Source organism: Psychrobacter sp. PSi21 (genome assembly GCF_054960615.1).
Window position 1 is genome coordinate 1 of sequence record NZ_JBHNYR010000004.1, and the last position, 13,512, is coordinate 13,512.

11 protein-coding genes are annotated in these 13,512 nt (G+C 44.5%); 5 read left to right on the top strand and 6 right to left on the bottom strand.

Annotated features, from left to right (window positions below):
* The 3 genes from ACFI32_RS03650 to ACFI32_RS03660 all read left to right on the top strand — a co-directional run.
* Window positions 1-619 (top strand): Nmad2 family putative nucleotide modification protein (locus ACFI32_RS03650; RefSeq protein ID WP_462625147.1); only part of this gene is annotated, 619 nt, incomplete at its 5' end.
* 1,153 nt (window positions 620-1,772) lie between these two features.
* Window positions 1,773-2,078 (top strand): cupin domain-containing protein, encoded by a 306-nt coding sequence (locus ACFI32_RS03655; RefSeq protein ID WP_462625148.1) that lies wholly within the window; start codon window positions 1,773-1,775, stop codon window positions 2,076-2,078.
* 132 nt (window positions 2,079-2,210) lie between these two features.
* Window positions 2,211-3,179 (top strand): hypothetical protein, encoded by a 969-nt coding sequence (locus ACFI32_RS03660; protein ID WP_462625149.1) that lies wholly within the window; start codon window positions 2,211-2,213, stop codon window positions 3,177-3,179.
* A gap of 203 nt (window positions 3,180-3,382) precedes the next feature.
* On the opposite strand, the gene ACFI32_RS03665 is transcribed toward ACFI32_RS03660, so the two are convergent.
* The 5 genes from ACFI32_RS03665 to ACFI32_RS03685 all read right to left on the bottom strand — a co-directional run bounded on the left by ACFI32_RS03665 (window position 3,383) and on the right by ACFI32_RS03685 (window position 10,554).
* Window positions 3,383-5,065 carry an NAD-dependent malic enzyme gene (locus tag ACFI32_RS03665; RefSeq protein WP_462625150.1) on the bottom strand — a complete coding sequence of 561 codons (1,683 nt, stop codon included), beginning with the start codon at window positions 5,063-5,065 and terminating at the stop codon, window positions 3,383-3,385.
* Window positions 5,066-5,130: 65 nt separating this feature from the next.
* The gene (locus ACFI32_RS03670; protein WP_462625151.1) at window positions 5,131-5,895 is read right to left on the bottom strand and encodes a GntP family permease; all 765 of its coding nucleotides are present in this window, start codon (window positions 5,893-5,895) and stop codon (window positions 5,131-5,133) included.
* Complete coding sequence (locus tag ACFI32_RS03675) at window positions 5,835-6,416, bottom strand: GntT/GntP/DsdX family permease (protein ID WP_462625152.1); 582 nt, start codon at window positions 6,414-6,416, stop codon at window positions 5,835-5,837. Before ACFI32_RS03675 ends, ACFI32_RS03670 begins: the two co-directional genes overlap by 61 nt.
* Before the next feature lie 665 nt (window positions 6,417-7,081).
* Entirely contained in the window at window positions 7,082-8,806 is a 1,725-nt protein-coding gene (dld, locus tag ACFI32_RS03680; protein ID WP_462625307.1) for a D-lactate dehydrogenase, read from the bottom strand.
* A gap of 44 nt (window positions 8,807-8,850) precedes the next feature.
* The gene (locus tag ACFI32_RS03685; RefSeq protein WP_462625153.1) at window positions 8,851-10,554 is read right to left on the bottom strand and encodes an L-lactate permease; all 1,704 of its coding nucleotides are present in this window, start codon (window positions 10,552-10,554) and stop codon (window positions 8,851-8,853) included.
* Window positions 10,555-10,764: 210 nt separating this feature from the next.
* Here ACFI32_RS03685 and ACFI32_RS03690 point away from each other — a divergent pair, with 210 nt between their 5' ends.
* Window positions 10,765-11,670, top strand: a complete 906-nt coding sequence (locus ACFI32_RS03690; protein ID WP_462625154.1) for a LysR family transcriptional regulator — start codon at window positions 10,765-10,767, stop codon at window positions 11,668-11,670.
* Window positions 11,671-11,829: 159 nt separating this feature from the next.
* Here the strand turns inward: ACFI32_RS03690 and ACFI32_RS03695 are convergent, their stop codons facing one another.
* The gene (locus ACFI32_RS03695) at window positions 11,830-12,522 is read right to left on the bottom strand and encodes a haloacid dehalogenase type II (RefSeq protein WP_462625155.1); all 693 of its coding nucleotides are present in this window, start codon (window positions 12,520-12,522) and stop codon (window positions 11,830-11,832) included.
* A gap of 219 nt (window positions 12,523-12,741) precedes the next feature.
* Between ACFI32_RS03695 and ACFI32_RS03700 the strand changes: the two genes are divergently transcribed.
* On the top strand, window positions 12,742-13,395 hold the full coding sequence (locus tag ACFI32_RS03700; protein ID WP_462625156.1) for a DsbA family oxidoreductase: 654 nt from the start codon (window positions 12,742-12,744) through the stop codon (window positions 13,393-13,395).
* The last annotated feature ends 117 nt before the right edge of the window (window positions 13,396-13,512 follow it).

A 13,512-nucleotide genomic window follows, 5' to 3' on the forward strand; every position in this document is an offset into this window, starting at 1 on the left:
ATTGTTAAATATGAATATTTTTTCTTACAAAGTCGAACACGACTTAGGTCTAGCACCCAACCCTTTCCATGGCTTTTGTACATTAGCTGTCTGTAAGTCTTCTATCAGACGCAATAAAGAATTGTCATTTGGTGACTGGGTTATAGGTACAGGAAGTGAATCTCTAGGTAATACTAATCATCTTATTTATGCAATGAAAATTGAGGAAAAACTTACGTTTAATGAATATTGGGAAGATGAAAGGTTTGAAAGCAAAAAGCCTATAATTGAAGGTAGTTTAGTTAAAATGTATGGTGATAATATATACCATCAAGACGCTAATAGTAAAGAATGGATTCAAGAAGACTCGGCTCATTCGTTAGATCAGGGAGTTACTAACAAAAACCATATGAAAAAGGATATAGACGGAGAGTATGTTCTCGTTTCTCGAGAGTTTTATTACTTCGGCGAAAATGCACCTAAAATACCAGAAGAACTCAAGGATGTTTGTAATAAGGGCCGTGATATGAAATATAAGGCAATACCTCCAGAAGTACGAGAATCCTTTGTTTCATGGCTAAAAGATAGTTATAAATCAGGTATACATGGCGATCCTGCCAACTGGAAAGACCACTCTTAATGTGACGTCTAACAATATAGATGCGTGCGTTAAACGATAAAATCCTAGTAAATTATGACTTTAAAACTTATCATTAAAACGCATATAGCAAGCTAGAGTAATTTTGTATGCACACTAGTCTTTTTCCATTCTAGTTAGATCCTCCACGCCAGCCATCTCAGCTAATAGTCTTGAGTAATTAATTAATATTTTTTGCAGTTCATCTAAATCCGCCCTGAACTCTTGACGAAGCTCTGAAGACAGTTCACGAGAGGTAGTGTGCTTATGCCATTTTGCAGTGAATGGTCGCATAACTTGATTTAGTACTATTATAGAGATTTTAGTAAATTCTTTACACTGCCTTCCATCAGTTTTTAGAATGTCTCATGTCGTTCGAAATGAAGAGTAGATATCCTTCAGAGCAGCTAATTCGTCTCCATGATTTCTTTCTAATGGCTGAGGGACAATACTTATCAGTAATTCTACACATGATTTCCAAGCCCACTGTTTATCCTTTTCATTGGGTTACCACTCCATATTTAAAAAGCCAGTTGTTAGGCCTAACGAGTTCGGGCTCCAATTGTCTAATAATTCAATCCACTTCATATAACTATTCTTTCGTTTACTATGATATTTCAACGTTAATTATATCATTTGTATTACTAAACTACTTAACATTAACGAAAGTTGTCAGGTTAACAAGAGGTAACAAAATTAAATTTGAAATTTATAGTTATAATTTAACTATATAACTACTTAAATTTATAGTTGGTATAAAAAATTTAATTTTTAAAAAATACTTTAATATCAATTACTTAATTAATAAATATGGTTGATACTGGGCCCACCACATATTGAATCAGGCTTGTTCGCAGCGATGCGGCAAGCCTTTTTTATGTTTTTTTTGGGATTTAAGAGCATCTCAATATATAGCAAGCAATATGTCAAGTTAGTATCAATTATGCCACCATGCCGCTGGCTCATACGATTACTTAATCCCTCACCTCTGGCTACCCCATTAATCACAATAATTATCAGAGGTACATTGAAACGATAAAATCTAAACGGTATCAACGTCGAAAAGATTTAGTGATAGCATTATTATCCATAAATAGTTACTATAATGTAAATAATTATCATTTACATTATAAACAGACTGAAATGGAGTATCATAATGAGCCTACTGGTAGCTAACATAGAAAATGAACTGGATGATATTAAAGCGTTTTGGCAGCCGACTGATGTTGCACAATTTAATCAGTTGACCGTCAAGCTGGCCAAACTAAAAGGCGAATATGAATGGCACAATCATGAACATGAAGACAAATTATTTCATGTATTGTCAGGGCAGTTATTGCTTATACTAAAGGATGAAACGATAGAAGTGAATGCTGGCGAAATGGTCGTCGTTCCTAAAAATACTGACCATAAGCCTCATGCACCGACTGAAGCAAGCGTGATGTTTTTTGAGCCTTGTTAACGATATTTATGAAGCAACTTAAGCAATCTAAATGCAAAACGGTCATCTTATCGTAGTTCTACCCTCTCGTTGCTTATCGTGCTTATAATGATGCAGCCATTGAATATACTTAAACTTTAATAAAGCATCATTATGAAAAAGAATATTTTTATACTCATCGCTTTGGCTGCGTTAGTACTGGTGATTAGCGTGTTATATTTTTTCTGGCCAGTGGACAATGATCATATGCAGCAAACTATTGCGCCTGTTGATACAGCCACAATAACCATGACCACCAGTTCAACTCAGGAAAATAGGTCAAGTCAGTCTAATACCGAGCATGCTTCAACAGCTGGCGTTCGGATATTATCAGATACAATGAGTGTCTTTGTAGGTCAGATTGAATCTGTACTGCAGGGCGCTCAAACCCGTGAGTCTAAGATCATTTCTCTTCTAGATATCTTGCGTAACTCCAAATCTGATGAAGAAAAAATAGCCACCTTGCAGTCTCTAGCTGCCCTAAAGCCTATTGAATATGCAGATGATTTGATAGCGTTAGCACAATCAGACAAAGAATCCGCTAAGGTGCGGACTCAAGCCTTGCAAATCTTAAATCAGTCTTACTTGTTATCTGATGCAGATGTACAAAGAATAGGCGGCTCATCCGTATATGTGCAGATGGAAAAGATCAGCCAATACGTGGCCTCAGTAATTAGTGATAGTGACACACCGCCTGAATTGTATAATGCGGCCTTACAAGGTTATGCTTTTATGAACCCTGATGAAGCAGTTACTTTGACGAAAGAGATGATGAATAAATCTGAACATCTTAATGAAGCAGAAAGCCGTTTCTTCAATGACACCATGTTTTCGACTAAACAGAACTTAACTGATCTGTTGCCAGTAATCCAAAAAAATCCTGATAAAATCACGGATAGTATGGCCTCGCAAATGGCCGTTATGAGCGCAGATCCTACTATTTTAAATCAGCTTACCACATCAGAAAAACAACAAATCATCTCTATTTTGCAGACGCATAAACTTGATCCAAACAACCCAATGTTGCAGATAGAGGCTGATACCATCAACGCCAAGATTGCAGAGATCAAAAGGTCTTTGTAGTTGTATTTAAGGTTGTGCACTTAGCACAATAAATACCGCTCGCTTCACTTCATACTTGCCATATCAATCTGAAGGCTTATGATTTTCTCTTAGCGTGCGGTTACCGGCGCCTGCCTCACCCTATGGCATTACAGTAGTTGGCCATCAAAAAAGCCTAATGCTGCTTTTCATCGCGGCATTAGGCTTTTTATATGTTTTTTATATTAAAAAGAAGTACGGCGATAGTCACGATATTCAGGACGCCAGAAGTTCTCGGTTAATCGGTGTTGTAAGCTCTCCGCCGTCATAGGTAGAGCCAGTTTGTCTTCAACGGCTTGCATGGCGACTGCATAAGCTATTTTGTCACTGATTTCTCTGATGAATTTGATTGGCGGTAGTATGGCACCAGCGGCTTTTTCGTATTCCATAGAGATATCTGCAAGGGCTTGACTGGCTGCCATGAGCATGTTGTCACTAATACCTGTCGCTCGGGCTGCCAAAACGCCAAGGCCGATACCGGGGAAGATATAGCTATTGTTACACTGAGAAACCTCAAAAGACTGACCGTTAAACGTCGTATGAGGGAAAGGGCTGCCTGTGGCAATAATGGCTTTGCCACGGCTCCAGTTCACCACCTCTTGCGGTGTTGCTTCAACGCGTGACGTTGGATTTGACAACGGTAATACAATCGGATTTTCAGTATTGGCACACAATCCTTCGATGACTTCTTGGGTAAACAAGCCTTTTTGTCCGCTGACACCAAATAACACGGTTATTTCTGCTTGCTTCACTACTTGCGCCAAGCCCAGTTTTTGGCTTCTATCCCAATGTGCAATCGCAGATTCTTGTTGTACCAAGGGCGCTTGGAATTTTTGCAACTCAGTCATGGCATCTGTCAATAGACCATAACGATCCACCATAAACACTTGGCTGCGAGCTTGCGCTTCGGTGAGTCCTTCACGCTGCATTTGGCGAATGATGTGCTCAGCGATACCGCAACCTGCCGATCCTGCGCCCAAAAATGCGATTTTTTGTTGGCTCAGTTTTTGGCCTTTGTTTTGGCACGCGGCAATCAACGTACCGACCGATACCGCCGCCGTTCCTTGAATATCATCATTAAAGCAGCACAATTGATTACGGTATTTATTCAATAATGGGGTGGCGTTTTCTTGGGCAAAATCTTCAAATTGCAGCAATGCGTCTGGCCAACGGCGCTTGACCGCTTGGATAAACAAGTCCACAAACTCATTGTATTCTTCGCCAGAAATACGTGGGTTTCTCCAGCCCATATACATAGGGTCATTCAGCAGCTTTTTATTGTTGGTGCCGACATCCAATAAGATGGGCAAGCAATACGCTGGGCTAATACCGCCGCAAGCCGTGTATAAAGACAGTTTGCCAATTGGAATACCCATACCGCCAATACCTTGATCGCCTAAGCCTAAGATACGCTCACCGTCAGTGACAACAACTACTTTGACGTTTTGTTTGGTCGCATTTTGCAGCATGTCGTCGATTTTGTGACGCTCAGGATATGACACAAATAAACCGCGTTTGCGACGATAAATCTGTGAGAACTTCTCACAGGCTTGGCCTACGGTTGGGGTATAAATGAGCGGCATGATTTCTTCGATATGCTGTTCAATCAAGTGATAAAACAAGGTTTCATTGGTATCTTGGATATTACGCAAGTAAATATGCTTATCCATATCGTCGTTGAATGAGCTTAGCTGATGGTAAGCACGCAATGATTGCTCTTCAATCGTTTCAATGTTATGAGGCAATAAGCCTGTTAGGTTGAAGCTACGACGTTCTTCTGATGAAAAGGCGCTACCTTTATTCAATAAAGGTGTCTCTAAAAGAGCAGGGCCAGCAACAGGAATATATAAAGGACGCTTTTTTGACATATAGAATCTTCTTATTGAGGACGTATTGGTGAAACTATGCTAGTGCAGCATTATACGATGGATTGTCATGAAACACGAATAATCTTGAATGCATTATGAGGAAGCGCATCAAGCCCGCCTGAGGCAATAGAGGCGACGCGGTGCATCAACTCAGGATTGATCCCAAATTGAGACGCCAGCTGCAGATAATGATCGCCCATGGTATTGAGCGCGATACTGAGGCCACCTGAGGCAGAACCCGTAATCCCTGCCATCACGTTGACAAATACCGCTTCGGAGATGAGTGGATTGCCCGGAGACAAGCCCAATAAAAACTCTTTTACAATAACAAACCCTGTCAAAGTGGCAATCACCGAGCCATACCCTACTTCTGAAGCGGTGTTAAAAATAGGTAATAACGAGCCAAGCGCCCCGTCACTCAGTGATTCTTTTAAGTTTTTCCAGCGTTTCCAGTTCAGCAAAATCATAGATCCACATGAGATCACCAACGCAACCACAATCGCCCAAATACCAAGCACCTTGTTCAATGGCACAGCGCCAAATTCTTCGCTCGCCAGATAACTGTTATCCATACTCGGTAGCAGCCATTTGGTGCAAATAAAGTTGATCAAGATGACCAGTATGATTGGCAGCAATGCCACAAAAATTTGCGGCTTGGCGCTATGATCGACGGCCGCTAATTTGTCATTGTGCTGACCGTAGCCCTCCCCTGCGTTAAATACGGATCGGGTACGGTGGTTTAACCAGACCATACCGCCCACCAACATGATTAAGCCTGCGATGACGCCCAAGCCGGGCGCTGCAAAAGAATCGGTTTTGAAAAATGGCATCGGAATGGCATCGGAATGGCATTTTGAATGGCAGGTGTACCTGGCAGCGCCGTCATCTTAAAGATCAAAGCACCTAGGGCGATGGCACCCGGAATCAATCTTTTTGGAATATTCAATTCACGGAATAGCGCGGCGGCAATGGGATATACCGCAAAGCCAACCACAAATAACGACACGCCGCCATAAGTCAAAATAGCGCAGGCCATGACAATAGATAGCACTGCCTGTTTGTGACCAAGTTTGTTGACAAGGGACTCAGATATGCTCAGCGCCGAGCCTGAATCATCCATCAACTTACCAAATATCGCCCCCAATAAAAACAGCGGGAAGAAGCTGATGATATATCCACCCAACCCTTTCATAAATACTTGCGTATACACGCCCAGCATCATACTTGCCTCACCACTCAATACTACCGCCAGCATTGCAAGCAAAGGCGCTAATAAAATGACACTATGGCCCCGATAGGCCAAGTACATCAGTAGCCCAAGCGACAAAAGAATCGGCAATAAACTTATCATATACATTCCCTGTACTGTATCTATTAATATAAAATCCATTTTATAAAATTATATAACGATAAAAAGTTTATCGTTATATGAAAGTAACAAAATATTTTTATGATGACAAGCACTAAGCACACGAATATGACGACGATAAAAGTGAGCGCCTTTTATACTCCTGCATGTTGTAACAATCCACTTTTATATATGTTTATACCAATATAAGACTGTTGGCTTACTGCAATGATATTTCTCTGATCAGCTAACTGCTGGAAAAATATCGACTTATTTCCAGACCAGCACTTCAAAAATAAATCTTCCTAGCGAGGATATATCACGACTGATGCGTTCAACATAAGATATATCTAAGCTAATTACAGACATTTTTTATTTGAATATTTTTTTGGTAACGATGATTGGATCCGTACGCTTGTCACGGATCATTGATAAATGTTAGGTATGTGATCAGAAGGCAGGACTCATTATTCTTTGGTCATCCGCTTATGGTTTGCTAAACACATAACCGACAAAAAAGGCTTGCCGCATCACTGCGGCAAGCCTTTTTGATTGGAGTTAAAATGGCAAGGATTATGGCGTCATCGTAAACCTGACAGGCTAGGTATCGGACAAGCCACATAAATACTGAGTAACCGATTAAGCATAAGTTCCATGTCTGTGCTGATTTATAAGCAACACGAGCAGTTGCGTTTGGTTTTTGGCATATGACCGATACCAGGGTTAAAGGTATTGGTGGGATCTAAGCGCTCATAAAACTGCTGCAAATCAGGTTCGGCTTCATACAGATGACCAACATTATGTTCCGCAGGGTATTTGGCACCGCGCTCATTTAATAGCTCAAGCATCATTTTTTTGACCTGCTTGGCATCACTGCCTTTTTTTAAGATATAGTCTTGATGGAACACATAACAAAAAAAGTGGCCATAATACAGCTGCTTTTCTAAGTGCTGAGTGATGGTTTCGGGCAGATTTTCTAGCCATGCCAGCTCATTGCGCGGTATGGCAATATCGAGCGCCAGTATCTCTCCCACGTCTTCTTCGTGCATGACCTCATAACGTATGGCGGCACCTGCGGCGGCAAAACGATGCAAAAAGGCACTCTCCGATTCGGCTGGCGTACAGGTAAAATAACTGCCCGTTTCTGAGTCCGCAAAGAACGCCTCTAAAAAAGTTTGCGCCTCGTGGATCCCTTCATCACTCATCTTGATAATCAGGTGATGCTCGTACTGGTTTCGGTACTCAAGCATGCGCTTGGGCAGGTGCTGCGGCAACACTTGGGCGGCCATTTGCATGACCTTGTCGGTCAGATGATTGGGCAGCCATGACCACTTGCTCAGTTTGGCATCAATTGCGCCTTTGATAGAAAACAATCTGGGCAAAGCATTAGTACCTAAATGCTTGATGCTTAAAAACGTATCTTTACCATACTTGGCGGACACATCAAAGATATCACGGTGCATGTATTCGCCCACTTCAGGCACGTTTGTAAAGTTTGATAGTATTTGCCGTCTTAGCTGCGCCAGCTCGTGTACGCTATTGCTACCGACATAAAAGGTTTGCTCTTTGATCGCCGTTGGGTAGGTGTCAAGGCGCACAGCAAAAACGGCCAACTTGCCTGCACAGCCACTGGCTTCATAGAGTCTGCGTTTATCAGCGTTAAAACGGCTCGGCGTGTTGGCATCGACGTCCTGCACTCTAGCGATATACTCTTTATCTGAGGCTAGTTTGTTACTTTGCGGCAGTTGTGATTTGTCAAAATGACCGTTTTGCAAGTTGGTCAATATCGCTTCAGGCGTCTCACCCAACTCGACCTCTAAGTGATTCACCAATACCAGCTGACCGTGTTCATTAATTTGGGCAAACAGCGCCAGCTCCGTATATGCAGGGCCTCGTTTGACCAATGCACCCCCTGAATTATTAGAGACGCCGCCGATGATCGATGCGCCCAAGGTCGATGAGCCGATCACCGAGTGGGGCGCACGGTTAACCGCTTTTAGCTCATGTTGCAGCTGGTGCAGGGTCGTCCCCGGCAGGCTAATAATTTGCTCATTATCATTAATCAAGTACAGCTTATTTATCGCCAGCGTATTAATGACCACTACAGGTCTGTCGTAGTCATCGCCACTGGGCGTTGAGCCTTCGGTCAGCCCCGTTTTTGCTGCCTGCATGATGATGATGCAGTTACCCTCAACACAGACTTCAAGGCTGCGCCAAATCTCCAGCAGCGTTTGCGGAAACAAGACCGCCAGCGCACTACCACCACCTGAGCGCCAGCCCATGCGGTAGTGCTCGTTTTTTTCTGGATCCGCCTGTATATTGGCCGCGCCTAGTACCTCGGTTAATTTGGCCAATACCTGAGCCGCGCTCAACGTGCTTTTAGCGCAGGCCATTGACGGATAGTGATACATAGTCGGTTCTTCTATTTGCTGATCACTCATAAGGTTAGCGGTCCTTGAAAGCCAAAGAGATAGATGACGGCCATAACGATGATGCCACTAAACAACACATAGTAAATGGTTGGCAAAATTGTGCGTCTCAGCGTCGCACCCTCCACCCCAAGCAGTCCGACGGTTGCTGATGCCGCTACCACATTGTGAATGGCAATCATATTACCTGCCGCTGCACCGACCGCTTGCGCAGCGATAATGAGTGAAGGCGAGATATGTAAGCTCATGGCGGCCTCATACTGGAACTGACTGAACATCATGTTTGACACGGTGTTCGAGCCTGCGATAAACGCGCCCAAGGCACCAATGGTTGCGCTGATCAGCGGAAAGGCGCTGCCAAACGTGCCTGCAAACAGCTCGGCACTGGCAACTGGCATACTCGCGACATCGGATAAATTCACCCCAGAGTTGATAAAAATCCGAACCATAGGAATGGTGAAAATAAGCACAAATCCTGCGCTCAAAACGGTTTTGGCTGAGTCGCTCAGGGCATCATTCAGCGCGCGCACGGGACTTCTGGTTTGCGCAAACGCGGCCACCAAGGCACTGATCAGCAATAGCCCGCCGGGTAAGTATAAAGGGCTAAAACCTGCGCTGATGTCCGCCTCACCCAAAATCGTATTGAAGTCTAGCGTGGCACTGATAAGCAAATCCTTAAAGCCAACAAAGACTCTGGAAAATACCAACAGTAGCGCCACCAATAGATAAGGAAACCAAGCCATCAGCGTAGACATCGTTTTGCCTGCTGGGGTGGCAATATCTTCTTTGCTGACCACCAACTTACCCATCCAGTCGCTTGGCCAGTTTTTTGACGGCTCAAAGTCCCAGTTGGTCTTTGGTACCAAAAATCCTTTTTTGGCGGCTTGAACCACAATGGCGACACTGACCAATCCGCCGATCAGCGATGGGAACTCAGGCCCCAACAGAATACCTGTCAACACATACGGCACGGTAAAGGCCAATCCTGCAAAGATAGCAAAGGGCCAAATCTCAAAGCCTTCCTTCCAGCTTTTGTTTTTGCCAAAAAAGCGGGTGAGCATCATTACCATGAGCAGCGGCATAAACGTCCCCACCACGCCATGAATCAGCGCCACTTGGGTGGTAATCAATTGCAAAAATTCTTCCCATTGCATACCTTCTTGCGCCAGCAGGGCGCTGATAGCCACCGTGTCCAAGCCCTTATTGACCCCAATAACAATCGGTGTACCGACCGCACCAAACGATACGGGCGTGCTTTGGATCATCATGCCCATGAGCACCGCGCCCAAGGCGGGAAAACCAATCGCCACCAGTAGCGGCGCCGCAATCGCAGCGGTGGTACCAAAGCCTGCCGCACCCTCAAGAAACGTCCCAAAGCACCAGGCAATGATGATGGCTTGCACTCGGCGATCAGGCGATACATTGATAAAGCCTGCGCGAATCACCGCGATAGCGCCCGTATGCTTTAGGGTATTTAATAGGAACAGGGCACCGAAAACGATCCACAATACTGATATCGTAATCACGGTCCCTTGCAGAATAGAGGACGACACGCGGTTAAACGTCATGTCCCAAACGAAAAGTGCGAGTGCGGCGGTCACTGCCAAAATGATAGGCATGGTTTTTTTGGCCGACCATTGTAGGCCAATAAGAAATACGCCACTGAGTATGATTGGCAATAGGGCAAGTAGCCCATAGACTGTCTGATTCAAAATATCCTCTCCCTGTTGTCGTATGTACTTCCCTGCTTTGAATCTTGTGTCCACATAATCACTCGATTACCTCTTGTGTCTCGATTGTGATTAGGACTGAACTAACACACTCTACTCCTTGCCAATACAGAGATAAATGGCGGCAAACGACAATATTATTTTCCTTTTTTGCTATAATCAGAAATATATGACCCCGATTAGAGAACAGAGATGATTAAAGCTGATGATATGGTTTTGTTCGTTTTGGTGGTAGATGAAGGCGCTTTTTCCAAAGTCGCGGAAAAATTGGCGCTCACCAATTCTGTGGTTAGCAAGCGTATCGCCCGTCTAGAGGCCGACTTAAATGCACAATTATTGTATCGAACCACCCGAAAACTCAGCTTAACCGATGCGGGCAGAACGCTGTATCACAAAGCCAAACTCGCCCAGCTTGCCTTTTATGAAGCCGAAAATGCCGTCACCGGTTACGGCGAAAACATGAAAGGCCATATCCGCGTTACTGCCCCTGTGGTCTCTTCTGATTTACTGCTCAGCACAGCAATCGCTGAATTTTGCAAACAGTATCCTGAGATAACCGTAGAGCTGCATATTACCAACCGCCTCGTTGATTTGGTCGAGGACGGCTTTGACTTGGCCATCCGAACGGCGGAGCTGGAAGACTCATCCTTGATTGCCAAGCGCTTAATAGACAGCCAGTGGGTGATTTGCGCCACCCAAAACTATCTCAACAAACATGGCACGCCGCAAAACCCCGCCCAACTACAAAATCATGATTGTCTTATTTACAAGTTTGATAACACCAGTAGCGACTTGTGGCCGTTATATGAAGACGGTGCTGAACTGCTGCTGCCCGTCAGTGGCCGCTTTCATAGCAATCATTTAAGCGCCATCAAACACGCCGCGCTCAGTGATTTGGGCATTGCCTTTTTGCCACAAGCACTGGTGTATAACGCCTTACAGCACAAGACCTTAACCCAAATCTTACAAGCCTTTACCCGTAAGCGTATGGGTATGTTTGCGGTATATCCTAAGTCACGCCAACCCGATCAAAAGCTGAAATTATTGATCGCCCATTTGCAAGCCTCACTGGAGCAAAAGCAAGCGTATTACTGCTAAAGCCGCTCATTTTATTGGACATAAAAAAGCCATCCATGTGAGTGACTGATTTAGGGCGTGTCATCATTTAGATAGCGAGGCTTAAAATAGCTACATGATGTGATGGGCTAATTGATGACACGCCCTCATATTTTTATATGGTTTATCGTGTTGTCGTCATCATTGATTGTTAGCCATGATTTGCTCAGCCAGCGTAACCAAATCTTCTGCCATATAGTCAGGCTTCGGAACGTTGGGGGCAGACAATAACGCGTTGTGCGGACGCAATAGAAACGCACCCTCACAGCCCGCCGCTTGCGCACCTATCGTATCCCATAGATGACAGGCGACCAAACACAACTGCGATGTCGGCACAGACAATGATTCGGCAACAAGGTTATAGGTCTCGGGCGCGGGTTTAAACTGGTGTACTGCCTCGACATGAAACGAGTGCTCAAAAAAGTCACTCAGTCCTGCTTTTTCAAGTGGCGTGGGCGAATCGCTGGGTGCTGAGTTGGTTAAGGTCACCAGTCGAAAGCCTGCCTCCTTTAACGTAGTGAGCGCAGGTTTGACATCCTCATACGCAGGCATTTCTCCCATACGCGCCTTTAACTCATTAACATCTTCCTCAGTCAGCGTCACCGCATAGATATCCGCCATCATGCGCAAAGCGCCCACCCCAATCTCACCAAAAGGCGTATACAGCCCAGATAAAGTCATGGTCTGAGAGTACAGTACCAGTTGGGCAAACCACTCTCTTAAAATAAGTTCGTCATCAAACAGGCGAGTAAATAGCGGCGTCAGGGTGGTGATGTCGAGCAGAGTTTCATTGACATCAAAGACGATAATCGGGCGTTGGTTGTCAGTAAGCATAGGTCATCCTTGTTGATCGGTTTTTTTGAACATCATATTAGGGCGTGTTGAACCTCAGCTTAGCATGAATCGTGACATCTCCCCCTTTGCGCAACTGTATCAGAACGAGGAGAAACAAGGCTATTTGGTCCGTCCCAAACTTTAAAAGCGTCTCAGACGCACCATATAGAGTTTATTAGCCCAGACGCTATCTCAAATCATAACTAACAAGGAAAACCTATGGAAACTGCCCAGCAACCCATTCGCATCGACATTGTCTCTGATGTTATGTGTCCGTGGTGCATCATCGGCTATCGACAGCTGGCCGAAGCACTCGCGCAAACCAACACCGCACATGAGATTCATTGGCACCCCTTTGAGCTCAACCCAAACATGCCAGCAGAAGGACAAAATCTGCGTGAGCATATTATTGAAAAATACGGCGTCAGTAAACAAGACTCCGATGCCAGCCGCGCCAGCATGACACAAACTGGTGCCGATCTTGGCTTTGTTTTTAACTTTGCCGATGATACTCGCATGCACAATACCTTTAACCTGCATCAGTTATTGCACTGGGCTGATACTCAAGGCCACATGCATGCGCTCAAGCAAGCCCTGTTTGTCGCTCACTTTACCGATGGCCGTAACCTATCCAGCAACGCGGTGCTTGCCGATGTGGCCTCTGCGGTGGGCTTAGATCGAAATGAGGCGCTGGCGGTACTTGATGATCAACGCTTTGCTACCGAGGTACGCACAGCTGAGCAGCATTGGCAACAGCAAGGCATCAGCAGTGTACCCGCGATGATTTTTAATGAGCGCTATCTGGTCAGTGGCGCGCAAGGCGTGGACAATTACAAAAACATCTTGCAGCAGATAACAGAAGCGCAAGGCTAATGTGATAAAAGTTTAACACTACATAGGCCATCATATTGATCCTCGTACTCAATTCACCATAAAAAAAGCCAAGATGGTCGTCATCTTGGCTTTTTGTTATGCCGCTTATTATCTGCT